At 69.2% G+C, this 22908-nt stretch carries 22 protein-coding genes and 1 pseudogene; 22 read left to right on the top strand and 1 reads right to left on the bottom strand.

Annotation, left to right across the window (positions count from 1 at the left end; genetic code table 11):
* Positions 1 to 155: 155 nt before the first annotated feature.
* The 11 genes from AB4Y76_RS05480 to AB4Y76_RS05430 all read left to right on the top strand — a co-directional run bounded on the left by AB4Y76_RS05480 (position 156) and on the right by AB4Y76_RS05430 (position 10921).
* Positions 156 to 1730, top strand: coding sequence for a class I adenylate-forming enzyme family protein (locus AB4Y76_RS05480; RefSeq protein WP_441922947.1), 1575 nt, complete (start codon positions 156 to 158; stop codon positions 1728 to 1730).
* Complete coding sequence (locus AB4Y76_RS05475) at positions 1717 to 3279, top strand: acyl-CoA carboxylase subunit beta (protein ID WP_441922945.1); 1563 nt, start codon at positions 1717 to 1719, stop codon at positions 3277 to 3279. The genes AB4Y76_RS05480 and AB4Y76_RS05475 overlap by 14 nt, the downstream gene beginning before the upstream one ends.
* Positions 3279 to 3737, top strand: a complete 459-nt coding sequence (locus tag AB4Y76_RS05470) for a MaoC/PaaZ C-terminal domain-containing protein (RefSeq protein WP_441922943.1) — start codon at positions 3279 to 3281, stop codon at positions 3735 to 3737. The genes AB4Y76_RS05475 and AB4Y76_RS05470 overlap by 1 nt, the downstream gene beginning before the upstream one ends.
* A gap of 18 nt (positions 3738 to 3755) precedes the next feature.
* A complete protein-coding gene (locus AB4Y76_RS05465; protein WP_441922941.1) occupies positions 3756 to 4172 on the top strand; it encodes an acyl-CoA thioesterase in 417 nt (138 codons plus the stop codon).
* Positions 4169 to 5389 (top strand): acetyl-CoA C-acetyltransferase, encoded by a 1221-nt coding sequence (locus tag AB4Y76_RS05460; protein WP_441922939.1) that lies wholly within the window; start codon positions 4169 to 4171, stop codon positions 5387 to 5389. Before AB4Y76_RS05465 ends, AB4Y76_RS05460 begins: the two co-directional genes overlap by 4 nt.
* Positions 5386 to 5601 carry a biotin/lipoyl-containing protein gene (locus AB4Y76_RS05455; protein WP_441922937.1) on the top strand — a complete coding sequence of 72 codons (216 nt, stop codon included), beginning with the start codon at positions 5386 to 5388 and terminating at the stop codon, positions 5599 to 5601. Before AB4Y76_RS05460 ends, AB4Y76_RS05455 begins: the two co-directional genes overlap by 4 nt.
* The gene (locus tag AB4Y76_RS05450) at positions 5598 to 6974 is read left to right on the top strand and encodes an acetyl-CoA carboxylase biotin carboxylase subunit (protein ID WP_441922935.1); all 1377 of its coding nucleotides are present in this window, start codon (positions 5598 to 5600) and stop codon (positions 6972 to 6974) included. Before AB4Y76_RS05455 ends, AB4Y76_RS05450 begins: the two co-directional genes overlap by 4 nt.
* On the top strand, positions 6964 to 7740 hold the full coding sequence (locus AB4Y76_RS05445; protein ID WP_441922933.1) for a VOC family protein: 777 nt from the start codon (positions 6964 to 6966) through the stop codon (positions 7738 to 7740). Before AB4Y76_RS05450 ends, AB4Y76_RS05445 begins: the two co-directional genes overlap by 11 nt.
* 40 nt (positions 7741 to 7780) lie before the next feature.
* Entirely contained in the window at positions 7781 to 8920 is a 1140-nt protein-coding gene (locus AB4Y76_RS05440) for an NAD(P)/FAD-dependent oxidoreductase (RefSeq protein ID WP_441922931.1), read from the top strand.
* 61 nt (positions 8921 to 8981) lie between these two features.
* The gene (locus AB4Y76_RS05435) at positions 8982 to 10154 is read left to right on the top strand and encodes an MFS transporter (protein WP_441922929.1); all 1173 of its coding nucleotides are present in this window, start codon (positions 8982 to 8984) and stop codon (positions 10152 to 10154) included.
* Positions 10151 to 10921 (top strand): SDR family oxidoreductase, encoded by a 771-nt coding sequence (locus AB4Y76_RS05430; protein ID WP_441922927.1) that lies wholly within the window; start codon positions 10151 to 10153, stop codon positions 10919 to 10921. The genes AB4Y76_RS05435 and AB4Y76_RS05430 overlap by 4 nt, the downstream gene beginning before the upstream one ends.
* Positions 10922 to 10987: 66 nt before the next feature.
* Here the strand turns inward: AB4Y76_RS05430 and AB4Y76_RS05425 are convergent, their stop codons facing one another.
* Positions 10988 to 12328, bottom strand: coding sequence for an aldehyde dehydrogenase family protein (locus AB4Y76_RS05425; protein ID WP_441922920.1), 1341 nt, complete (start codon positions 12326 to 12328; stop codon positions 10988 to 10990).
* A gap of 179 nt (positions 12329 to 12507) precedes the next feature.
* On the opposite strand from AB4Y76_RS05425, the gene AB4Y76_RS05420 reads away from it, so the two are divergent.
* The 11 genes and pseudogenes from AB4Y76_RS05420 to AB4Y76_RS05370 form a co-directional block, all read left to right on the top strand.
* A complete protein-coding gene (locus tag AB4Y76_RS05420; protein ID WP_441922918.1) occupies positions 12508 to 13761 on the top strand; it encodes an aspartate aminotransferase family protein in 1254 nt (417 codons plus the stop codon).
* Positions 13762 to 13821: 60 nt separating this feature from the next.
* On the top strand, positions 13822 to 14982 hold the full coding sequence (locus AB4Y76_RS05415) for an NAD(P)/FAD-dependent oxidoreductase (protein ID WP_441922916.1): 1161 nt from the start codon (positions 13822 to 13824) through the stop codon (positions 14980 to 14982).
* Entirely contained in the window at positions 14975 to 16402 is a 1428-nt protein-coding gene (locus AB4Y76_RS05410) for an FAD-dependent oxidoreductase (RefSeq protein ID WP_441922915.1), read from the top strand. Before AB4Y76_RS05415 ends, AB4Y76_RS05410 begins: the two co-directional genes overlap by 8 nt.
* 235 nt (positions 16403 to 16637) lie before the next feature.
* Positions 16638 to 17795, top strand: a complete 1158-nt coding sequence (locus AB4Y76_RS05405) for an acetyl-CoA C-acetyltransferase (protein WP_441922913.1) — start codon at positions 16638 to 16640, stop codon at positions 17793 to 17795.
* Positions 17792 to 18544: an SDR family oxidoreductase gene (locus AB4Y76_RS05400; RefSeq protein ID WP_441922911.1), complete on the top strand. Its 753-nt coding sequence runs from the start codon at positions 17792 to 17794 to the stop codon at positions 18542 to 18544. Before AB4Y76_RS05405 ends, AB4Y76_RS05400 begins: the two co-directional genes overlap by 4 nt.
* A 55-nt stretch (positions 18545 to 18599) precedes the next feature.
* Positions 18600 to 19361 (top strand): 3-oxoacyl-ACP reductase FabG, encoded by a 762-nt coding sequence (fabG, locus tag AB4Y76_RS05395; RefSeq protein WP_441923484.1) that lies wholly within the window; start codon positions 18600 to 18602, stop codon positions 19359 to 19361.
* On the top strand, positions 19354 to 19833 hold the full coding sequence (locus tag AB4Y76_RS05390; protein WP_441922909.1) for a MaoC family dehydratase: 480 nt from the start codon (positions 19354 to 19356) through the stop codon (positions 19831 to 19833). Before fabG ends, AB4Y76_RS05390 begins: the two co-directional genes overlap by 8 nt.
* Positions 19830 to 20993 (top strand): acyl-CoA dehydrogenase family protein, encoded by a 1164-nt coding sequence (locus AB4Y76_RS05385; RefSeq protein WP_441922907.1) that lies wholly within the window; start codon positions 19830 to 19832, stop codon positions 20991 to 20993. Before AB4Y76_RS05390 ends, AB4Y76_RS05385 begins: the two co-directional genes overlap by 4 nt.
* Positions 20990 to 22099 (top strand): acyl-CoA dehydrogenase family protein, encoded by a 1110-nt coding sequence (locus AB4Y76_RS05380; protein WP_441922905.1) that lies wholly within the window; start codon positions 20990 to 20992, stop codon positions 22097 to 22099. Before AB4Y76_RS05385 ends, AB4Y76_RS05380 begins: the two co-directional genes overlap by 4 nt.
* Positions 22096 to 22449: a hypothetical protein gene (locus tag AB4Y76_RS05375; protein WP_441922903.1), complete on the top strand. Its 354-nt coding sequence runs from the start codon at positions 22096 to 22098 to the stop codon at positions 22447 to 22449. Before AB4Y76_RS05380 ends, AB4Y76_RS05375 begins: the two co-directional genes overlap by 4 nt.
* Before the next feature lie 259 nt (positions 22450 to 22708).
* Positions 22709 to 22908 (top strand): annotated as a pseudogene (locus AB4Y76_RS05370) (Re/Si-specific NAD(P)(+) transhydrogenase subunit alpha); the annotation flags it as partial.

Below are 22908 nucleotides of genomic sequence, written 5' to 3'. Positions count from 1 at the left end.
GCGAATTTATCTCGAACGATCGAACTGACTCAGTCTCGGCTGCCGAAGAATCTGGAAGAAATCCTTGACTTAGATATATCGAACGTTCAGTATAAAACAAAGGGTCATACATGATTCGGCGCCTTGCGGTCGCCGCCCCGTGCGAGGAGAGTCAGATGAGCAGTGGAGTCAGCCCCGCGTCCACGGCACCCTCGGTGTCCTGGATCCTCGGCCTCGAGTCGCTGCCGGGCCACGTCGATTCCGGCAGCACCGCGCTGCGGTGGGGAAACCAGACGCGCACCTACGCCGAACTCCGGTCCCGGAGCCTCGGTCTGGCCTCAGGCCTGCGTCAGCTCGGGTTGGAGCCCGGGGACCGGGTCGCGACGCAGTTCTTCAACCGGGGCGAGACGTTCGAGCTCTACTTCGCGTGCGCCTACGCCGGACTCACCCTGGTTCCGATCGGGTTCCGTCTGTCCGCCCGCGAGGTCGGGCTGATCCTCGACGACTGTCGGCCCAAGGTTCTCTTCACCGAGGCGGAGCTCGCACCGGTGGCGGCCGAAGCGGTCGCGATGAGCCAACTGGACGTCGCGCTCGTCGAAGTCGGCGCCGAGGTCAGCGGCCCCGCGTACGAGGCGATGTCCGAGACCGACGCCACGTTCGAACCGGCAACTACCGACGTCCAGATGCTGCTGTACACCTCGGGCACGACCGGCAGGCCGAAGGGCGTCCAGATGGCCCACTCCAGCATCTTGTGGTTCGCCTACCAGCAGGCGACGTTCTACCGCAACCTCGACGCTGACAGCACGACGCTGCTGACCGGTCCGATGTACAACACGGCGGCGATGAACGAGCAGAGCATTCCCACCTTCCTGGTCGGGGGGACGGTCAGCATCATGCCCAGCCGAGGCTGGACGCCCGAGCGACTGGCGTCGGTGATCGACGACTGGAAGGTGACCCATGCAGTCATCTACCCGTCGATGATGGAGCCGCTGCTGGAGCACGACCGCGACCAGCGGATCGACCTGGCCTCGATGAGGTTCGTGCTCACCGGCGGGGAGAACTGTCCGCCCTCGACGTTGGCGCGCTTCCGTGGTCGTTGGTCACACATCTTCCTGGCGGCCGCTTACGGCTCCACGGAATCCGGGGTCGTCTCCATCGTGATGGACGAGGAGATCGAACGTCGTCCCGGAACTGTCGGGCGTGCGTTCGGGGGGCAGGTGTTCGAGATCCGCGACGCCAACGGTCAGCGGGTGCCGGCCGGCACGATCGGGGACGTCTGGACCGCCGGACCTGCGGTCACGCCGGGCTACTGGAACGCGCCCGCGCTCAACGCGGAGACGTTCGACGGCCCGTGGCTGAAGATGGGCGACCTCGCGCGGGTCGACGAGGAGGGTTACCTCTTCATCGAGGGTCGCTCCAAGGACATGGTGATCTCGAAGGGGCAGAACGTCTATCCAGCCGAGATCGAGAACGTTCTCCTCGAGCACGCCGGGATCGTGGACGCTGCGGTGATCGGCGTGCCCGACGAGGAAGCAGGAGAAGCGGTCTGCGCGTGCGTGGTGGTCAACGACACGGCGATCACCGCCCAAGACGTCATCGCCTTCGTCAAGGAGCGCCTCGCGTCCTACAAGAAGCCCAAGCACGTCGTCTTTCTCGACGACCTGCCCCGCAACCCGGCTGCCAAGGTGGAGAAGCCGGCGCTGGCGGCCCTGGTCGCCGGGAGCCTGGAGGTGGCGCATGAGCACGCGTGACGGTCAGTGGGACGCCCTTCTCGAGGACCTCGAGACCCGCAGGGCCGCGGCGTACCAGGGCGGAGGCGAGGTCCGGATCAAGCGCGAGCACGCCGCCGGCCGACTCACCGCTAGGGAGCGCATTGAAGCACTCGTCGACGCGGGGACCTTCCTGGAGTTCGGCACGTTCGTCACGACCCCTTCGGCCGACGGCCAGCTTCCGTCGACGATGATCTGCGGCCTCGCCGAGATCGACGGCCGCCCGGTGGCCGTGGGCGCGGAGGACTTCACCGTCGAAGGTGGCGGAGTCGGGGTGCACCTGGCCCGCTACAAGGGCTCGTGGGGCGGCTTCATCGAGGAACTCGCCTACGGCTACGAGATTCCCCTCGTCCTGCTCCTGCACGGCGTCGGCGGCAGTGTGAACATCCAGGAGGCGAAGGGCTACCCCGAGCTGGTGTCCGCGAAGTCGACCTTCCCGGTCTTCGAGCTCCTCGGGCGCGTCCCGGTCGTGACGGCCGTCCTCGGGCCTGCGGCCGGCAGCTCGGCGGCGCGGGCGGTGATCTCGCACTTCTCGGTGATGACCCGGGATCACGGCTGCCTGTTCGCCGGAGGGCCACCGCTGGTCAAGCAGGCGTTGGGGTTGACCATCGACAAGCTTGAGCTCGGTGGCGCAGAGGTGCACGCCAGGACGTCGGGACTGATCGCCAACGTGAGCGTCGACGACAAGGACGCGCTGGACCAGGTCCGGAGGTTCCTGTCCTACCTTCCGTTGAACGTCAAGGAGCTGCCCGAGCGCGCTGACCCGAGCTCGGTGATCGAGCCGAACGCCGATGCGCTGCTCGACACGGTCTCGCCGAACGGACGCCAGGCCTACGACGCCCACGCACTGATCGACGCGGTGGCCGACGAGGGCACCTACTTCGAGGTCGCGCCCGAGTTCGGCACGTCGTTGCGCACGGGGCTCGCTCGCATCGACGGGTACGTTGTCGGCCTGCTGGCGACGGACTGCCGCTACGTCGCTGGTGCGATGACCGCAGAGTCGGCCGAGAAGCAGACGCGGTTCACCGAGATGTGCGACATCTTCCACATCCCGATCGTGTACCTGGTCGATGTACCGGGCTTCAACATCGGACCGGACGCCGAACGGTCTGGGGTGCTGCGCGCGGGTGCGCGCTCGGTACAAGCGATCCAGGACGTCGAGGTGCCCGTCTACACCGTTCAGGTGCGTCGCTCCTACGGTCTTGCCGCGCTCGCGACCGGAAGTGCCAACAAGCGCAGCGTTCGGCTGGCATGGCCCAGCGGAAGCTGGGGCGACCTCCCCCTCGGTGGAGGGATCGAGGCGGCCCATCGTGCGGAGATCGAGGCAGCGCCCGATCCGGCTGCGAAACGAGCCGAGATCATCCGTCGTTACGAGGAGCAGGCATCGCCCTGGAGGACCGTCGAGCGGTTCGGTCTAGACGAGATGATCGATCCTCGCGACACTCGACGGTACCTGGGGCGCCTGCTACGAGTCGCGCATCAGACGAGTCGGCCGACCGAGAAGTTCGGGCGCAAGTGGAGCGTGCGCTGATGAGCACGGGATTCGGTCAGCTGCGCGAGAGCGACGTTTTCGTGTCCGCAGCGCGGACCGTCACCACGGCTGACATCGTGTCCTTCGCCGGCCTCACGGGCGACTTCAACCCGCTGCACGTAGACGAGGTGTGGGTGGCTGAGCACACCGAGTTCGGGCGGTGCATCGCCCACGGCCTGCTCACGACGTCGATCGGAAGTGGCCTGCGCTGCGCGGAGGTCGATGTCTGGGACATCCAGGCGTACCTCAGCGTCCGCCGCGACATGGTTGCGCCCGTGTACCCAGGAGACACGATCCGGCAACGCATGACGGTGGGCGCGTTGCGCACCTCGAGGTCGCTGCCGGGGCACGGCGTCGTCGAGCTGGCCGTCGAGATCGTCAACCAGGCGGAGACCTGCGTGCAGCGAGGTGTGGACGTGCTCCTCGTCGGTCCAGGCGTCACAACCGACGCCCCCTGAATCCCAAGGAGAACAACGATGGCCGTTACCCAGTCCGGACCGGGCGTGATCCGGGTCAGCCTCCGATGGCGCGACCTCGACGCTCTTGGTCACCTTTACCACGCGACCACGGTCGAGCTCCTGGACGAGGCGCGCTGTGCCTGGATCGCGGCGCACGTTGCGCCCGAGGCGGGAGAGAGCCACGTCGTGGCACGCCTCGACATCACCTACCTCGCTGAGGTGACCCGTGTGGACCGCTGGCTCGAGGTCACCACCGAAGTCTCCCGGGTCGGCACCACGAGCCTGGCCCTGACGGAGTCGGTGGCCAACCCTGCGGGCACGGTGATCGCCCGGTGCGAGGCGACGATCGTGTTCTGGGACCCGGTCAAACGAGTGTCCCGACCGCTGACGGAAGCAGAACTGCGCCGCATCGAAGAGTTCGAGGCTCAGTCGTGAGGGACGCGGTTGTCGTCGCCGTCAGCCGCACGCCGATGGGCCGAGCGTTCAAGGGAGCGCTGAAGGACGAACGTCCCGATGACCTCGTGTCCCAGTCGGTCCGGCACGTGCTGGCCAAAGTCCCGGAGCTGTCGCCGGACTCCTTCGACGACCTGGTCCTGGGCTGCGGATCGCCGGCGGGAACCCAGGGCTTCAACATCGCGCGGGTCGTCGCCGTCCGGATCGGCCTCGACACGGTTCCGGGACTCACCATCAACCGCTACTGCGCGTCGAGCGTGCAGTCGGTCCGGATGGCACTGCACGCCATCCGTGCAGGCGAGGGCGACGCCTTCATCGTCGGCGGCGTTGAGTCGACCAGCAGCTATGTGCACAGCGACGCCGATGGGATCCCGGACACGATGCATCCCCTCTTCGACCGTGCGCGCCGGCGGTCGGAGGCGCGCAAGCGGCCGGGCTCGGCTCCCTGGGTCGATCCGCGGGAGGACGGTGAGCTGCCGGACGTCTACATCGAGATGGGGCAGACTGCGGAGAACGTCGCCCAGCTTCACGACGTGAGCCGCCAGGACATGGACGAGTTCGCGGTCCGGTCCCAGCAGTTGACGAGTGCGGCGATCGCATCGGGCTTCTGGGCCCAGGACATCGATCCCTACCTCCTGGCCGACGGCAGCGTCCTGGATCGCGACGAGAGTGCGCGACCGAGCACGGACCTGGCGACGCTGGCCAGGCTCGGTCCGGCCTTCCGCGAGGACGGTCGCGTGACAGCCGGGACCAGCTGCCCGCTGAACGACGGAGCTTCCGCGGCCGTGGTGCTGAGCGCGGACGAGGCTGCCCGCCTGAAGATCCCCCCGCTGGTGCGCATCGTCTCCACCGGACTCTCCGCGCTCTCGCCCGAGGTCATGGGAATGGGTCCGGTGGAGGCCACCCGCCGAGCCCTCGCGCACGCATCGATGAAGGTCGAGGACATTGACCTCGTCGAGATCAACGAGGCGTTCGCGGCGATGGTGCTCCCTTGCCAGCGTGAGCTCGGCATCGACATGGAGCGGCTGAACGTCAATGGCGGGGCGCTTGCGATCGGGCATCCGTTCGGCTCGACCGGGACGCGGCTCCTCAGCACGATGGCGAACTCGCTCCGCTTCCACGACAAGGAGTTTGGCTTGATCACCCTCTGCGCGGCAGGGGGGCAAGGGATGGCGATGATCGTGCAGAGGGCCTCATGAGCAACGTGGTGGTGGCCGACTGCTCCGGGGTCGTGCTGCAGGTCCTGGTGAGTCCGGGCGACGTCGTCACCGTCGGGCAGGCAGTGGTGGTTCTCGAAGCGATGAAGATGGAATTGCCTGTCGAAGCGGACGGCGACGGCGCGGTGGGTGTGGTTCACGTCGTCGTGGGCCGGGCGGTCGCCGAGGGCGACCCGCTGGTGACCCTGACATGAGCGGGCCGCCGTTCAGACGCGTCCTGGTGGCGAACCGGGGCGAAATCGCGATCCGGGTGCTTAGAACGCTGCGCCGCCTCGGTATCGAGTCCGTCGCGGTCTACTCCGAACCCGAGGCCGGAGCCGAGCACGTCGTCCAGGCGGACCAGGCGGTATGTATCGGAAAGGGCCCGGTGGCGGAGAGCTACCTGCTGGGCCAGCGCATCATCGCTGCTGCGGTGACCACGGGCGCCGATGCGATCCATCCTGGGTACGGCCTTCTTTCCGAGAACGCCGGATTCGCGCTCGCGTGCGCCGACGCGGGAGTGGTTTTCGTCGGGCCGCCGCCGGCCGCGATCGAGGCCATGGGCGACAAGGTGTCGGCTCGGCGTCTGATGTCCGCGGCCGGTGTTCCGGTGGTCCCGGGAGCACTCGAACCGGTCGAGGACCTCGACTCAGCGCGTGAGACGGCGGCAGCCCTCGGTTACCCCGTGGCGATCAAGGCTTCCGGCGCAGGAGGCGGCAAGGGATTCCGCGTGGCCGCCAGCGAAGAAGAACTGGCTGCGGCTCTGGACGGTGCTCGCGGTGAAGGTGAGCGCTTCTTCGGCAACGGCACCGTGTACATCGAGAGCTACCTCGAGGACCCGCGGCACATCGAGGTCCAGGTGCTCGCCGACACTGCCGGCAACACCGTGCATCTCTTCGAGAGGGACTGCACGATCCAGCGGCGGCACCAGAAGCTGGTCGAGGAGGCCCCGGCGCCGACGATCGACGACGAGCTCCGGATGCGGATCGGGGAGATCGCTGTTCGGGCCGCACGAGCGGTTGGTTACACCTCGGCCGGCACAGTGGAGGGCCTTCTCTCCGGCGGCGCCTTCCACTTTCTGGAGATGAACACACGCATCCAGGTCGAGCATGGGGTGACCGAGCTAGTGACCGGCATCGACCTCGTCGAGCAGCAGCTGCGAATCGCGGCAGGTGAAGCCCTGACCCTGCAGCAGGACGACGTGGTCCTGCGCGGGCACGCCATCGAGTGTCGGGTGAACGCCGAGGACGCGGCGCGCAGCTTCCGTCCGAGCCCCGGCACCATCAGCAGCTACGTCGAGCCGGTCGGTGAGCACGTCCGGGTCGACTCAGGGGTTGTCCGAGGGTCGGCGGTGCTCCCGTACTACGACCCGATGATCGCCAAGGTCCTCGTCTGGGGGCCGGACCGCGGTACGGCGACCGACCGGATGGCAGCCGCTCTCGACGCGTTCGAGATCGAGGGTGTGCGCACGTTGCTTCCGTTCCACCGCGCACTTCTCCGCAGCGAGCAGTGGCGGGACGCGACGACGTGCCGCGACCTCGTCGCGGACCCCGGGTGGCTGACGAGGACCGCAGACCATGTCCGTTGAGGTCGAGCTGGATCACACCTCGCTCGCGACGCGCGATGCTGGCCGGTGGCTGGAGTGGGTCACGCACGAGCTCGGGGCGACGCCGGTGATGGGCGAGTCGATGCCTGACTTCCGGTACGTCCTGTGTCGGGTCGACCGCGCGGACCCGGGCAACGGGCTCGAGCTGATGGAACCGCGGAGCACCGGGCCGCGAGACTTCCTGTCCCGGTTCGTCGACAGGCACGGACAGGCTCCGCACCACCTGACCTTCACTGTTCCGGACCTGCAGCTCGCTGTCCGTGGGGCTCGGGAGCTCGGGATGTCCCCCGTCGGGGTCGACGTGCAGAACCCCGGCTGGCAAGAGGCGTTCCTGCTGCCTGACGCCGTCCACGGCGTGGTCATCCAGCTCGGCCAGACCGATGTGCCAGCACCCGACCTGAGCGTTCTACGGGGTGGCCTTCCGGGAGGCCGCGAGATGCCCTTCCACCACCTCGGGGCCGACCGGTCGTGGTGGTCGGGTCACGTCCGGGCCTCACTGCGCACCGCGACCTTGGTCAGCACGGCCCTGGGCTCCACCGACCTCGAAGCGTCGGAGCGGCTGTTCGGCGGGCTGTTGGGCGCCAAGACCGTCCGTCATGCCTCCGGCGGGCTCGAGTTCCGGTGGCGACGCGGCCGTCTGGACGTCGAGCTGGCTGCGAAGCCGGGCGTTAGGCACTTGGTCATTGACGGAGGACCGTCCTCCACGTTCGCGATCGCCGACACGCGCTGCGTGGCGGCACGCGCGTGATCAGCGCCCATGCGGGCGCCTGCGAGAAGGGTAGTCAGAGATGAAGATCGCAATCATCGGAGCAGGCACGTTGGGCCTCGGGGTTGCCAGCAGGCTGACCGAGCGCCCTGGGGTCGAGGTCGTCGTGCTCGACGCGCGACACCCGGCCGGTGGATCCTCGGGGTTGTCGGCGGGGGTGTTCACCCGCCTGTACAACCATGAGTTCGACATCGCCCTCCGGGTCCGCGCGATCGAGCTCCTCGAGGACCTCGAGCGGACGCAGGGGCTGGTGCTTCGCCGGATCGGACTTGTGCGTCTCGCGCGTGACGAGAAGACGCTGGCAGGGCTCGAGAGCGCCCTCGCGAACCAGGCAAAGGCCGGCGTCGAGGGCTCTCGGTTGCTGACTCCGGGGGAGCTGGGTGCCCTGGTCCCGCTCGACACCAGCGGCGTCGTCGGCGCGATCCACCACCCGTTCGACGGCTACCTCGACGGTGCCGAGCTGTGCGGGTCGATGGTGGCCAAGATCCGCAGCGCCGGCGGGCTCGTCCGCAGCAACGCCGAGGTCGGTTCGGTGCAGCGCAGTGACGACGGCCGGCTCGTGCTGACACTTGCCGCAGACGGATCGACCGTCGAGGCGGACGTGGTGGTGAACGCGGCCGGCCCGTGGGCGGAGCAGGTGGGCGACATGCTCGGTGCGCCGGTGCCGATGATGAACGAACGGCACGAGGCCTACCTGTTCCAGCTTCCGCGTTCCTACGCGGGTCCACCCCTTCCCATGGTCATGGACTATGTGGTCGGTGCGGAGCACCCGGGTGTGTACTTCCGTCACGAAGGGGCCGACCAGCTCGTTGCCGGGATGCACTCCAACGACATCCTCGGGTCGATCGAGCCAGACCCTTCGGCCGCGCAGACGGGCTTCACCCAGTCCGGGGCCGAGCAGGTGATGGCCGCGCTCGCCGAGCTGATGCCGAGCCTCGACCTCGGCCTGGTGGGTGGGTGGTCGGGTCTGTACCCGCATGCGCGGACGGAGCAATTCGTGATCGGTGCGCACCCGATGGCGCCGGGGGTCTTCGTCGCCGCGGGCGGCGGCGGTATCGGCGTGAACACGGGCCCGGTCCTGGGCGAGATCGTCGCGGACCAGATCGTCGACGGCCGATCCACGCGGTTCGTGGTTCCGGCAGAGTGGGTGCCCGGGAGATGACGGGGGCGTTCCGTGCGGGGTTCGCGTGACGTCGCCGCGGGTCCAGCAGGCCACGATCTGGTTGCTGATCGTGATCGAGGCTGTGCAGTTCAGCATCCTGACGCCGCTGCTCCCGGCGCTCGACGAAGACCTTGCGCTGGGCTCGGCCCGGCTGGGCCAGGCCACCGGTGCGTACCTCTTCGGAATACTGCTGGCGATCATCCCTGCCGGCGCGGTGGTGGCCCGCCTCGGCTTCCGCAACGCGGCGCTTGTCGGCCTCATCCTGCTCGGCGGGGGCGGTGCAGCCGTCGGGTGGGCTGACTCCTTCGCGGTGCTGGTCCTGGCGCGAACCATCCAGGGCGTCGGGTCCGCCGTGACCTGGGCCGCCGCGATGGCGGCGGCGGTGTCGGCAGTCCGACCCGAGCGGCGCGGCTCTGCCGTCGGTGCCGTTCTCGCCGCTGCCTTCGTCGGTACCTTCCTAGGGCCGCTGGTGGGCGGGCTCGCCGTGGGGTGGGGGCGTCCAGCTGTCTTCGCGCTGCTTGCCGGCACCTGCGCGGTCATGGCGTCCGCGGTGTCGTCCTGGCCCCGGGCTCACGGGGAAGTCGTCCCCGGCCGGCCGACGGGACTGCGCCTGTGGCGCCCGCCTCCGCGCACCAGCGCGGCGATGATGATCACGCTCGGCGCGATCTCGATCGCGGGGGGTGCGCGCGTGACCCTGCCTGTCGTGGAGCTGGACCACGAGATCGGGACCGCGAACATCGCCCTCGTCTTCTCCCTGTGCGGGCTCGCGATGGCCGCGGTCGCCGTCGGTGTCGGTCGACTCAGCGACCGGTTCAGGCCGCGGCGTCTCGTCGCGGTCGGCGCTGCCGTCTCGGCGGTGTGCTCTGTGTTTCTCGCCTACGTCGCCGAACCTGTGGCGCTGGTCGGACTGGTGATCGCCCTCGGTTGCTTCGTCCAGGTCGGAATGACAGCCGGGTTCGCGTCGATCACCACGGAAAATGCAAACGCCGGCTTGGACCCCGCGGTGTCGTGGACCTACCTGAACCTCGTGTGGACCGGGGGCTTCCTCCTCGGGAACGTGGGTCCGAGCGGGGTGGCCGGGGTCCTGACGACCAGCAGCGCATGGCTGGTCGTCGCACTCGCGATCTCGGTGGCGGGCCCCGTGACTCTCCTGGTCCGGCGACCGGGGCGCGTGGGCCCCTCCCGACCTCAAACACCGACTCAAGCACCGACCACGACAGGAGAAGGAAGTTGAACAGGTTCGAAGGCAAGGTCGTACTCGTGACGGGCGCTGCCCGCGGGATCGGGTGGGGGACCGCGTCGCGGTTCGCCGCGGAAGGCGCCTCCGTCGCACTGCTCGACCTCGACGGCGACGCCGCCGAGGATGCGGCGGCGAGCCTCGTTGCCGCGCAGGGCGGACGGGCGATCGGCATCGGGGCCGACGTGACCGACAGCGCCTCGGTGCAGGCTGCGGTCGACAGAACCGCCGAGGTCCTCGGCGGTCTGGACGTGCTCGTCAACAACGCCGGGATCACCCGGGACAACCTCGTGCACAGGATGTCCGAGGACGAGTGGGACCAGGTGGTCGACGTCCACCTCAAGGGCGCGTTCCTGATGAGCAAGGCAGCTCAGGTCCACTTCGTCCGTCAGCGCTCAGGACGCATCGTCAACCTGTCCAGCGTCAGCGCGCTGGGAACCCGTGGTCAGGTGAACTACTCGGCAGCCAAGATGGGGATCCAGGGCATGACCCGGACCCTAGCCATCGAGCTGGGGCCGTACGGCGTCTGCGTCAATGCGGTCGCTCCCGGTTTCATCGCCACGGAGATGACCGATGCCACGGCGGCCAGGCTCGGCCTGAGCGTGGAGGAGTTCCGCCAGAGCAATGCCGAGGTGACACCGCTGCGCCGGGTCGGACAGCCCGATGACGTCGCCGGGGTGATCGCCTTTCTCAGCAGCGAGGACGCGGCGTACGTCACCGGTCAGACCCTGTACGTCGACGGCGGCGTCATCCTCGGGGGCTGAGGTACTGCTCCTGGCAGGCGACTGGGGCCGTGCGTTCCTCGCACGGCCCCACTCGACGTCTGCAACTCAGCGAACGGTGCGGATCAGCTTGCGATTGATGAACTCCTCGACCCCCGCGCGGCCCAGCTCTCGCCCGAATCCAGAGCGCTTGACCCCCCCGAACGGCAGCTCCATGCTGTCCAGGCCGACGCCATTGACGAAGACCATGCCGACCTCCAACCGGTCGGCGACGCGCTCGGCCTGTGCCGGGTCGGTCGTGAACAGGTACGAGCCGAGCCCGTACTGGGTGTCATTGGCCACCTCGACCGCCTCGTCCTCGTCACGCACCTTGAACACCATGGCGACGGGGCCGAACAGCTCTTCGCGGCTCGACTCCGCGTTGCGGTCGATGTCGGTGAGAACGCCAGCCGGGAACTGAGCACCCTGTCGCTCGCCTTGCGTGGCGAGCTGGCCGCCGTCAGCGACGATCGCGGCCACCTGCTTCTCGAGCCGATCGGCTGCTGCGAGCGACGAGAGCGGCGTGGTGGTGGTGCCCACCACCGTCGCGGTGAACTTCGCCACGAAATCGTCGTACAGGTCCTCGTGCACGATGATCCGCTTGGCTGCGTTGCAAGCCTGCCCCGCGTTGTCGAGCCGGGCAGAGGCTGCAGCGGCCACCGTCGCTTCCAGGTCGTCGGTCCCGAGGAGGATGAACGGGTCGGAGCCGCCCAGCTCCAGCACCACCTTCTTGAGGTGCCGACCGGCGATCTCCGCGACGGCCGCGCCGGCACGCTCGGAACCGGTCAAGGACACCCCGCGAACCCGGGGGTCGGCGATGACGTCGGCCACCTGCTCGTTCGTGGCATACACGTTCACGTACGCACCCTCCGGAACGCCCGCGTCGCGGAAGATCTCCTCGATCGCGGCTGCGGACTCGGGACACTGCGGAGCATGCTTGAGCACGATCGTGTTGCCTGCGACGAGGTTGGGTCCGGCGAAGCGGGCCACCTGGTAGAACGGGTAGTTCCAGGGCATGATCCCCAGGAGCACGCCGACAGGGCTCTTGCGGATGACGGCGGTTCCCTCGCCCCCGAGAAGCGTGATCGGCTCCTCGGCAAGGAAGACCGCCGCGTTGTCCGCGTAGTAGGAGAAGATCGCCCCGGCGAACCGCGCCTCGCCGGCGCCGGCGGCGGCGGCCTTGCCCATCTCCCGGCTCGCGATCGCGCCCAGCGCGTCCGCCCGCTCGACGTGCAGCTCGCCGATGCGCCGTACGACTGCGGCACGCTCCTCGACGGTGGTCTCGCGACCCCACGAGGTGGTGGCGGCATGTGCAGCCGCCACGGCGGCCCCGACTTCCTCGTCGGTGTGGGTCGCGTACTCGCGCACGAGTTCGCCGGTTGCCGGGTCGGTCACGGCGTAGGTCGTCATCTGGATTCCTCTTCAGTGGTTCGTGTGCGTCGGTCGAGGGACGATCCGCGCGTGGGCTTCGTGCTTCGACTCTAGGATCAGGTCACCCCGGTGCCCATTGGTTGCAGACACGGGGAACCGCTGATCGTTTGATTCGCGGGACAATGGCCTCGCGGCCGAAATTCTCCGACGGTTGCACCATGTCGAGCAGCAGCGAATCCGAGTCCCGGGCCGCGTGGGACGAGCGTGCCCTCGCGGCCTTCCCTGGGGGCACCACCCGAGGCCTCACCGCCATGTTCCCGCTCGCACCGCGCGCGGTGAGCGGTCACGGTTACGAGGTCGTCGGCGAGGACGGGCAGCGCTGGATCGACCTCAACAACAACTTCACCGCGCTCATCCACGGGCACAGCCATCCGGCGGTCGTCGCCGCCACGCAGTGCGCCGTGCGTGACGGTGCCTCGTTCGGCATGTCCACCCGGTTCGAGATCGAGCTCGCTGAGCTGCTCATCGAGCGCATCCCCTCGGCGGCGCAAGTACGGTTCACCAACTCGGGGACCGAGGCGGTCATGACAGCGCTGCGAGTCGCCCGGGCCGTCACGGGTCGCGACAAGATCGTGTTCCTGTCGCCTTCCTACCACGGATCCGCAGACCACGCGCTCGTCGCGCTCGGTCCCGCGTCCACACGAGGGGTCTCCGCCGGTGTGCACGCTGAGGTGCGTACCGTGCCTCCCGGAGACCTGGAGGCGATGCGTGCGGTGGTGACCGGCGATCCGGACGTCGCCGCCGTCGTGCTCGACCTCGTGCCGGCGCGCGCCGGATCGCGACCGCTCGACCGCGAGTACGTGGCAGAGGTCCGTCGGATCACCCGCGAGCACGGAGTGCTGCTCGTGGTCGACGAGGTGGTCACCCTGCGGCACGGTTTCGGGGGCATGGCCGCGGATCACTTCGAGATCGACCCCGACCTGACGGCCGTGGGCAAGATCATCGGGGGCGGCCTGCCGGTGGGCGCCCTCCTCGGCAGCGCGGAAGCGATGGAGGTTCTCGACCCTCGGACACAACCACCGGTCTTCCACGGTGGGACGTTCTCCGGGAACCCGGTGACCATGCGTGCGGGACTGGAGGCCATGCGGCTCTACACGCGTTCCGAGGTCCAGCGGTTGGCGCGCCTGGGCGACCGGTTGCGGTCGGCCCTGGTGGACACCGCGCGCCCGCTCGGCTGGGACGTCACCGGGTTCGGGTCCGGCGTCCGACTGGTACCCGCCGCCGGGATGGTCGAGCCGGACGGCTGGCGCCCGAGGTTCTGGCGGGCGGCGGAGGAGCGAGGCGTGCTGATCGTGCCCGGGCAGCTCAGCATGAGCCTCTCGACACCGATGGACGAGGCGCTGATCGATGACGTGGCGCAGCGGTTGATCGGCTGCCTGGAACAGGTCGGTCCGGCCGAGGTGGATGCTTGAGCACCTCCGACCGTCGTACGTTCGGAGCCAGATGACGATGCGACAAGGAGTGGTCGTTAGATGCAGGTCGTGATTGTGGGTGGAGGGGTGCTCGGGCTCGGGTGCGCCGCTGCTCTGACCCAGCGTGCCGGGGTCGACGTCACCGTCGTCGACCGCGGCAATCCCGGCGAGGGATCCACCGGGCTCGCGGTCGGGATGGCAGTGCGGTTCCAGACCGACCCGGTCTCGTTCGGTCTGATGAACAGGTCGTACGCGATCCTCGAGGACCTGCACCGGGTTCACGGTCTTCCACTGCGACGGATCGGCCACCTGGCGCCGGGCCGCACTCCGACCCAGCTGGCCTCCTTCGAGCGCGTGCGCAAGCAGCAGCTCGAGCTGGGCCTCCCGCCTTCCGAGGTGATCGACCGGGCCGAGCTGGGACGAGTGGTCCCTGACTATGCACCTCCGGCCGACGTCACCGGCGCTGCGTGGGATCCACACGCGTTCTTCGTGGACGGAACGGAGCTGTGCGGGATCCTCGCGGCCACGGTCAGAGACCGCGGGGGCAAGGTCCTGCGAGCCACCGAGCTCCTGAGCGCCCACGAGGCGTCGGGATCGGGCTTCGTCATCCGTACGACGACGGGCGAGCTCCGAGCAGACGTCATCGTCAACGCAGCGGGTGCCTGGAGTGGCGTCGTCGGGGATCGCCTGGGCGCTCCGGTCGGTGTGCTCAACGAACGCCACGAGGCCTACATCTTCTCGGTGAAGGGGGCTCGTGGCCCGCTTCCGATGATGCTCGACTTCCTGCCGGGCGCATCGGAGGACGAGGGCCTGTACTTCCGTGCCGAAGGCGCTGACCGGCTTGTCGCCGGACTGCACTCGAGCCGTCTGCTGGGCGAGCCGGAGAACGATACCGAGGGCTACTCCCAACGGCTGACCGACTCCGCGGTGGAGACGGTGTTCGGTCAGCTCACCGAGGTTCTGCCCGAGCTGGAGCTCGGGTACGTGGGCGGCTGGGCCGGGCTCTACCCCCACCACCCGGCCGACAGGTTCATCCTCGGCGAGCACCCCGACCGACCCGGAGTCTTCGCCGGCGTCGGACTCGGCGGCCGCGGCCTCGGTCCCGGCGTTGCGCTCGGCGAGGCGCTCGCGGAGTGGATCGTCGAGGGCAAGCCGACGACGATCCCGGAAGTTGTGGGATTGGCGCCTGGGTCCGACCTCACGGTGGGGGCGCATGGGTGAGTCCCTCGCGCTCGGCACGTTCTTGGCACCGAGGGTCGACTCGTTCTGGCTGCAGGACGCCGCCCAGCGCGTGTCCGTCGCGCGGCAACCGCCGCTCGTCGACGCCGTCGACTGCGACGTCTGCGTGATCGGTGGCGGGTACGTCGGCATGTGGACCGCCCTTCGCCTCAAGGAGCGCGAACCAACGTTGCGCGTGGTCCTTCTGGATGCGGATCGATGCGGAGCCGGTGCGTCCGGACGCAACGCGGGGATGGCGATGTCGCTCTGGCCCAAGATCGAAACTCTGATCGGACGGTTCGGGCCAGAGGTGGGGCCGGCCGTCGCACGCGAGTCCGAACGGGCTATCCGAGAGCTCGGACGCTGGGCGACGACCAGGGGCCATGATGTCGACTGGGATCCGGTCGGCTGGTTGATGGCGGCATCGTCGCCGCACCAGATCGGCGCGTGGCAGGGCTTCGCGGATCGAGCGCAAGGGCTGGGAGCCGGACCCTACCGATTCCTGGACGCAGCGGAGATATCCGCGCGCCTCGGCTCCGAGCGGTTCCTGGGTGGCATGTTCGACCCCACCGTCGCGACGGTACACCCCGCGCTCCTGGCTGCCGCTCTCCGCAGTGAGGTGCTGGTTGCAGGCGTCCAGGTCTTCGAGGGGACCCGGGTCCGTTCGATCTCCTCGGGCCTCGTCGCGACCGAGCGAGCACCCGTGCGACCCACCACGGCGGTGGTCCTGGCACTGGGAGGTTGGTCGTCCGGCGTGCCACCGCTCGCACGCTCCACGGTTGCGGTGGCGAGCGACGTCGTCGCAACCGAGCAGATCGGCGACGAGCTGGACGCGAGCGGGTGGCGCGGACGGGAAGCGATGACCACTTCCCGGATGACCCTGCGCTATGCACGCCGGACCCGCGACGGCCGGATGGTGTTCGGGGCCGGAGGCACTGCCGTGGCCAGGATGGGGCGGGTGCGGGCGCGTTTCGACGGTGCCTCGACGGACAAGTCGCGGTTCGCTGCCGAGCTCGGCACGTACTTTCCGGCGGCCCGGACGGCCACTGTCTCCCACGCATGGAGCGGTCCGGTCGACCGCAGCGCGGACGGCCTGCCTTTCTTCGGGCGCCTCGGCATCGGCGGCCTTGAGGTCGTGTACGGCACCGGCTTTTCGGGCAACGGCGTCGCGCCGAGCATGACCGCGGGCCAGATCCTGGCTTCGCTGGCGCTGGGATCCGCGGACCAGTGGTCGGCGCATCCGTTCGTCCGGCCGCACGGCGGCACCCTCCCGATCGAGCCGTTTCGCACCGTCGGTGGGTCGCTGGTCCACCGTGCGGTCAACCGGAAAGAGGATCGGGAGGAGTCTGGGAACGAAGCTGGGCCCGTGACCCGCCGACTGGCAGGCCTCGCGCCGAGCGGACTGGTCACCTACCGCCGATAGCGCCCCGCCCGGACGTCAGGTTGTCGACATGAGCACCGGCCGGACACAACGTCTTGTCTGTGTCCGGACGACGGCGGCTCGGCAACCCGCTATTTGGGTGTGCGCACGAGGCGGCCACGGCTTTCCAGTCGCGGATCCAATAGTGGCGGCCGTGAGCCTTTCCTAGCCTGATCACGCTCCCGCTCCGGCGGCCCGTGCCGGGGTGGGAGAACCAGCCAGGAGAGAGAGGAAGCACATGCCCGAGGCAGTGATCGTAGGAGCTGTTCGCTCGCCGATCGGACGAGCCGGGAAGGGGTCGCTGAAGGACCTGCGCGCCGATGACATGGCAGCCCAGATGGTGCGAGCGCTCCTCAGTGACATCCCGGAGCTCGACCCCGCGACGATCGACGACGTCCACCTGGGGGTCGGGCAGCCTGCTGGCGAGAGCGGCTACAACCTGGCGCGCGCCGTTGCGCTTCTCTCGGGCTTGGAGTCCGTCCCCGGCGTCACCGTCAACCGGTACTGCTCCTCGAGCCTGCAGACCACCCGGATGGCCGCGCACGCGATTCGCGCGGGCGAGGGGGACGTGTTCCTGTCGGTGGGCGTGGAAGCCGTCAGCCGGTACGAACGCGGACGGGCGGACGGTATGCCTGACACCAAGAACCCCTTGCTGACCGGTGGGGGGGTGCTTCCAGACCTGTACCTGCCCATGGGGCAGACCGCGGAGAACGTCGCGGAGCTGCGGGGGGTGTCGCGCGCGTCCCAGGACGAGTTCGCCGCCCTGAGCCAGCAGCGCGCGCAGGAGGCGATCGCCTCCGGGTTCTGGGCCGACGACATCACGCCGCTGTGCCTGCCCGACGGCCGCGTGGTCAGCGCCGACGACGGACCGCGCGCCGGCGTGACAACGGAGACCCTGGCTGGTCTCGAGCCGGTCTTCCGTGAGAACGGCACGGTCACCGCCGGCAACTGCTGTCCTCTCAACGACGGTGCTGCTGCCCTCCTGCTGATGAGTGACACCCGAGCGGCTGAGCTCGGTGTCACCCCGCTGGCGCGCATCGTCGCCACCGGTGTCGGCGCTCTCACTCCTGAGCTGATGGGGCTGGGCCCGGTCGAGGCGTCGCGCAAGGCGTTGGCTCGCGCGGGGATGGCGATCAACGACATCGACTTGGTCGAGATCAACGAGGCGTTCGCGGCTCAGGTGCTTCCCTCGGCCTCCGACCTGGGCATCGACCTGGACAAGCTCAACGTGAACGGCGGTGCCATCGCGGTCGGTCATCCGTTCGGGATGACCGGTGCTCGCATCGCGACGACGCTCCTGCACTCGCTCCAGGCTCACGACAAGCAGATCGGACTGGAGACCATGTGCGTGGCCGGCGGCCAGGGCATGGCGATGATCGTGGAGCGCCTGTCGTGACGGCCCCCGATCGGTTCGCCGGCAAGGTCGCGGTCATCACAGGGGCCAGCCGAGGTATCGGTTTCGGCATCGCGAGTGCGCTCGTCAGCGACGGGGCCAGGGTGTGCATCACCGGCCGCGACCCCGTCACGTTGGCGGCGGCCGCGACCGAGCTGGGCGGGCCCGAGGTGGCGATCGGCGTCGCCGGAAAGGCGGACAACGCTGATCACCGGGTCGACGTCTTCGACAAGGTGGCTGCCGCGTTCGGCTCGGTGGACTACCTGGTCAACAACGCCGGCATCAACCCGGCGGACGGCGGGCTCGATGCGATCGATCTCGGGCTCGCGCGCAAGATCCTGGAGGTCAACCTGGTCGCCCCGCTGGCCTGGACGCAGCTGGCCCTGGAGGCCGGTCTCCGGGCCAACCGCGGTGCCGTCGTCAACATCGGCTCGACGGCCGGCGCACGCCCGGTGCCCGCGCTGGGCATGTACGGCGTGAGCAAGGCCGCCCTGACCTACCTGACCCGCGTGCTCGCCGTCGAGGTCGGACCTGAGGTCCGCGTCAACGGGGTAGCGCCCGGAGTCGTCAAGACCAAGTTCGCCGCGCCCCTCTACGAGAACCGTGAGGACGAAGTCGCCTCCCGCTACCCGCTGCGCAGGCTGGGCGAGCCGGAGGACATTGCCGGCGCGGTGACCTTCCTTCTCTCCGAGTCGGCGTCGTGGATCACCGGCCGGATGGTCGACGTCGACGGTGGCATCACTCTCCTCTGAGCACATAACCCGCATCACCGAACGAGACCCACCCAACGACCAAGGAGCAGGGATCATGCAAGGACAGACCCGGAGGGTCGCCATCGTGACCGGAGCAGCGCGCGGGATCGGAGCTGCCACGGCTCGGCACCTCGCCTCCCAGGGACACGCGGTCGCGGTGCTGGACCTCGACCTCGAGGCCTGCGACGTGGTGTGCGAGGAGATCGTCGCGGCAGGCGGTGAGGCGGTGGCGATCTCCGCCGACGTTGCCGACGAAGCGGCCGTCGATGCGGCGATCGTCACGGTCGTCGAGACGTTCGGAGCTCCCACGATCCTGGTGAACAACGCGGGCATCACCCGCGACAACTTGCTGTTCAAGATGACCGCCGACGACTGGGACTCGGTCATGCGCGTTCACCTCCGCGGCGCCTTCCTCATGACCCAGGCCGTCCAGAAACACATGGTGAGCGAGCGCTATGGCCGGATCGTCAACCTGTCCAGCACGTCGGCCCGCGGCAACCGCGGGCAGGCGAACTACGCCGCGGCCAAGGCTGGCATCCAGGGATTCACCAAGACCATCGCGATCGAGCTCGGCCCGTTCGGGGTCACCGCCAACGCCGTGGCGCCCGGCTTCGTCCAGACCGAGATGACCGAGGCCACCGCGGCACGGCTCGGGATGAGCTTCACGGATTTCACCGCGGCGGCGGTCGCCAAGATCCCCGTGGGTCGAGGCGGAACGCCCGAGGACATCGCCGCGCTGGTCGGCTATCTCGTCAGCGAGTCCGCCGGCTACGTCTCCGGCCAGATCATCTACGCGGACGGCGCTCGCCGTGGCTGACCCCGCTCCTACGGTGCTGACCCCGGCGGAGTACGCGGCGTCGGTGGGGCGCGAGCTCGGCACGTCGGGATGGCAGGTGCTCGACCAGCAGCGCATCGATGCGTTCGCTGCGGTGACAGGGGACGACCAGTGGATCCACACCGACGTGGAGCGCGCGGCGAGGAGCCCGTTCGCCACGACCATCGCTCACGGCTACCTCACGCTCTCCCTGCTGCCCGCGATGGTGCGCGAGGTCTACCAGGTCGTCGGCCTCCGCCAGGCCGTCAACTACGGACTCGAGCGTGTCCGCTTCCCCGCCCCGGTGCAGTCGGGCAGCCGGGTCAGGGCGCACGTCCGGTTGGTCGCCGTCGAGGTCTCCGGCGACCAGATGCGTGCCGAGCTCGAGGCGACCGTGGAGCGCGAGGGCGGGGACCGGCCGGTTTGCATCGCCCGCACGGTCTCCCTGCTGTACCTGGCCGAGGAGGGGGCATGACGGACCTCGCCACCGCGGTCGACGGCCTGCTCGCGGCGTACCCGCCAGCGACGACGGAGCGGATGACCTTCCTGCACGCTCAGTACGACGCAGGCTTGGCCTGGGTGCATTTTCCGCCGGGCCACGGAGGTCTCGGCCTTACCCGGGCGGAGCAAGCGCTGGTCAACGACCGGCTGCGTTCGGCAGGGGCGCCGACCAACGCCCCTGACCGCAACCGCATCGGCCTCGGGATGGCTGCCCCGACCATCCTCAGGTACGGCACCGAGGAGCAACGTGCCCGGCTCCTGCGCCCGCTCTGGACCGGCGAGGAGATCTGGTGCCAGCTGTTCAGCGAGCCCGGCGCGGGGTCGGACCTCGCGGCCGTCGCAACTAGAGCACGCCAGGATCTGGACACCTGGATCGTGGACGGTCAGAAGGTCTGGACCTCGAGCGCCCACCTCGCGCAGCGCGCGATCCTCGTGGCCCGGACCGATGTCGAGGTGCCCAAGCACGCCGGGCTCTCCTACTTCGTGGTCGACATGACCGACCCGGGGGTGGACGTCCGCCCGCTGCGGCAGCTGACGGGGGAGGCGGAGTTCAACGAGGTCTTCCTCAACGGGGTCCGGGTGCCGGACACCGACCGCCTCGGTGACGTGGGCGCCGGTTGGGAGGTGGCGACCTACACGCTGAGCAACGAGCGTGTCGCGATCGGCGGCCGGCCGACGCCGCGTGAGGGAGGAATGATCGGCAAGGTCGCCCACACCTGGCGTGAGCGCCCGGACCTCCGCAGGCCTGACCTCCACGACCGTCTGCTCGACCTCTGGGTGGGGGCAGAGGTCGCCCGGCTCAACTCCCACCGCACGGTGCAGATCGCGGCTCCCGGTCCGGCGGGATCGGCACTCAAGCTCGCCTTCGCCGACAACGCGCAGCGACTCTCCGCGCTCGAGGTCGAGCTCCTCGGTGCCGAGGGCCTGGAGTACGGCTCCTGGCCGATGATCCGACCGGACTCCGTCGACATGCTGGCCAGGGACGCCGGCTACCGGTACCTGCGGGCCAAGGGGAACTCGATCGAGGGCGGCACCTCGGAGATCCTGCGCAACATCATTGCCGAACGGGTGTTGGGGTTCCCGGGTGAGGCCCGCCCCGACAAGGGGATCGCTTGGAAGGACGCGCCGCGATGAGCGAGCTCAGGTACGCCTACGACCCGGATGAAGCGGCCCTCCGCGGTGCGGCACGCGGTCTGCTCGAGTCGATGTGCACGCAGTTTGCTCTGTCCGCGACGTACGACGACGACCTCGTCGGCCCCGCCGAGATCTGGCGTTCCGTCCGGGACGACCTCGGTCTGGGCGGCTTGCTCGTGGACGGGGCGCACACGGACGTCGTCAGTCGCGCGCTCGGGTTCGCCGGCGTGGTTGCGGAGGAGCTGGGTCGCAGCGTTGCGCCTGTTCCCTTCCTGACGAGCAGCGTGCTGGCAGCGACCGTCGCCAACGAGCTCGATGCCCCGGCCGTGCGGTCCGCGATCGAAAGCGGCCGCACGGCCGCGGTGGCGCTGCCGTGGTCGACCTCGTACGCCGATATGGTCCCGGCATTCTCGATCGCCGACGACCATACGCTCACCGGACGTGTCTCCCACGTCGCCGGCGCGATGGAGGCTGATGTTCTGCTGGTGCCTGCGTCGGCGGCCAACGGGGTTCTCGAGATCCACGCGGTCGACCTCCCGGCTTCCGGCGTCGAACGGCGGCTGATCTCGGCGCTCGACATGACGAGGCCGCTCGCCGAGGTGACCCTGACGTCGGTTGCGTCGACCCGGCATGCCGTCGGAGAGGAGGCTGCCCGAGCGCTCCGCCGTGCTCTGGCGGTAGCGACCATCACGCTGGGCTCGGAGCAGCTCGGACTGTGTGACGCGGTGTTCACCTCAACGGCTGACTACTTGCGGACACGGCGTCAGTTCGGTCGTGAGCTGGGGTCGTTCCAGGCGCTCAAGCACCGGGTCGCCGACCTGTGGGTCGACCTGGAGGGACTGCGCGCCGTGGCGCGCTACGGCGCGCTCGCCGAGGAGGAATCGGTGGAGTACCGGGCCTCGCTCGTCGCCGCCTACGCCTCTGATGTTGCCGTCCAGCTGGTGGAGGAGTGCCTCCAGCTCCACGGGGGCATCGCGATGACCTGGGAGCACTCGCTCCACTACGTGCTGAAGAGGGCCAAGGCCGACCAGATCGCGCTCGGCACGGCAGGGCGGCACCGCGAGCTCCTGGCAGAGATCGTCGACCTTCCGGCGGCGGTCTCGTGACCGCGCTGCTGAGGGCCACGGCGTCGTTGACGCTCGACGAGTCGACCGGGACCGCGCGCCTCGAGGTCCTGCGGACGTTCGACCTGCTCCGTCGCGAGCTCTCCGAAAGGCTGTGCGAGGCGGACGGTGTCTTCGCCGGGTACGACGTGATCGAGTTCGCCGGGCCGAAGGCGCCGGGCTGTGACGACATCTTCCGGGTCAGGGCCACCCTGCTCCATGACAGCGGCAAGCTCCACCGCGTGGAGTACGTCGCCGAGGTCGAGGCGACGGGAGAAGCTGGTCGAGCCGAGGTGTTCGTTCGAGGGGTGGGCGTGACGCTCACTCCCGGTCGAGCGGCGAGGGGATCCTGATGGACACGGCCGGCGCCCGAGCAGGAGAGCCCGCGCCCAGCCCCCAGCTCGACCGGGTCGACCCGCTGGGGATCGACGAGCTCCTCAGCGAGGCCGTGGTCGAGGCAGCCCATCAAGCCGTTGAGCTCTATGGCGGCATCGGCATTGACCTGGGAGCGTACAGTGCAACGGCACTGCGAACGGGCAAAGGTCGACCAGATCGCGCTCGGCACCCTGGGGCAGCGCCGGGCACGTGCCTCGGGGACCTCGTGGAGCTCGCATGCTGATCGGCATCCCCCGCGAGTCCCGGCCTGGCGAGACACTCGTCGCTGCGACGAGCGTCACCGCCGTCCAGCTGCAGAAGCTCGGCTACGACGTGGTCGTCGAGTCGGGGGCCGGCGTGTTCGCGGCTCAGCCCGACGAGGCCTACGTCGCTGCCGGTGTCACGGTCGGTTCGGCCGAGGACGTCTGGGCCAGCGA

It is taken from the genome of Marmoricola sp. RAF53, assembly GCF_052114005.1.
Lineage (GTDB): Bacteria > Actinomycetota > Actinomycetes > Propionibacteriales > Nocardioidaceae > Marmoricola.
This window is presented reverse-complemented; position numbering and strand designations above follow the sequence as displayed.

What these genes read in the sequence shown, in the direction of transcription:
- AB4Y76_RS05480 (WP_441922947.1), top strand. Translation starts at nt 156, where the DNA reads ATGAGCAGTGGAGTCAGCCCCGCGTCCACGGCACCCTCGGTGTCCTGG.
- AB4Y76_RS05475 (WP_441922945.1), top strand. Translation starts at nt 1,717, where the DNA reads ATGAGCACGCGTGACGGTCAGTGGGACGCCCTTCTCGAGGACCTCGAG.
- AB4Y76_RS05470 (WP_441922943.1), top strand. Translation starts at nt 3,279, where the DNA reads ATGAGCACGGGATTCGGTCAGCTGCGCGAGAGCGACGTTTTCGTGTCC.
- AB4Y76_RS05465 (WP_441922941.1), top strand. Translation starts at nt 3,756, where the DNA reads ATGGCCGTTACCCAGTCCGGACCGGGCGTGATCCGGGTCAGCCTCCGA.
- AB4Y76_RS05455 (WP_441922937.1), top strand. Translation starts at nt 5,386, where the DNA reads ATGAGCAACGTGGTGGTGGCCGACTGCTCCGGGGTCGTGCTGCAGGTC.
- AB4Y76_RS05450 (WP_441922935.1), top strand. Translation starts at nt 5,598, where the DNA reads ATGAGCGGGCCGCCGTTCAGACGCGTCCTGGTGGCGAACCGGGGCGAA.
- AB4Y76_RS05445 (WP_441922933.1), top strand. Translation starts at nt 6,964, where the DNA reads ATGTCCGTTGAGGTCGAGCTGGATCACACCTCGCTCGCGACGCGCGAT.
- AB4Y76_RS05440 (WP_441922931.1), top strand. Translation starts at nt 7,781, where the DNA reads ATGAAGATCGCAATCATCGGAGCAGGCACGTTGGGCCTCGGGGTTGCC.
- AB4Y76_RS05425 (WP_441922920.1), bottom strand. Translation starts at nt 12,328, where the DNA reads ATGACGACCTACGCCGTGACCGACCCGGCAACCGGCGAACTCGTGCGC.
- AB4Y76_RS05420 (WP_441922918.1), top strand. Translation starts at nt 12,508, where the DNA reads ATGTCGAGCAGCAGCGAATCCGAGTCCCGGGCCGCGTGGGACGAGCGT.
- AB4Y76_RS05415 (WP_441922916.1), top strand. Translation starts at nt 13,822, where the DNA reads ATGCAGGTCGTGATTGTGGGTGGAGGGGTGCTCGGGCTCGGGTGCGCC.
- AB4Y76_RS05410 (WP_441922915.1), top strand. Translation starts at nt 14,975, where the DNA reads ATGGGTGAGTCCCTCGCGCTCGGCACGTTCTTGGCACCGAGGGTCGAC.
- AB4Y76_RS05405 (WP_441922913.1), top strand. Translation starts at nt 16,638, where the DNA reads ATGCCCGAGGCAGTGATCGTAGGAGCTGTTCGCTCGCCGATCGGACGA.
- fabG (WP_441923484.1), top strand. Translation starts at nt 18,600, where the DNA reads ATGCAAGGACAGACCCGGAGGGTCGCCATCGTGACCGGAGCAGCGCGC.
- AB4Y76_RS05385 (WP_441922907.1), top strand. Translation starts at nt 19,830, where the DNA reads ATGACGGACCTCGCCACCGCGGTCGACGGCCTGCTCGCGGCGTACCCG.
- AB4Y76_RS05380 (WP_441922905.1), top strand. Translation starts at nt 20,990, where the DNA reads ATGAGCGAGCTCAGGTACGCCTACGACCCGGATGAAGCGGCCCTCCGC.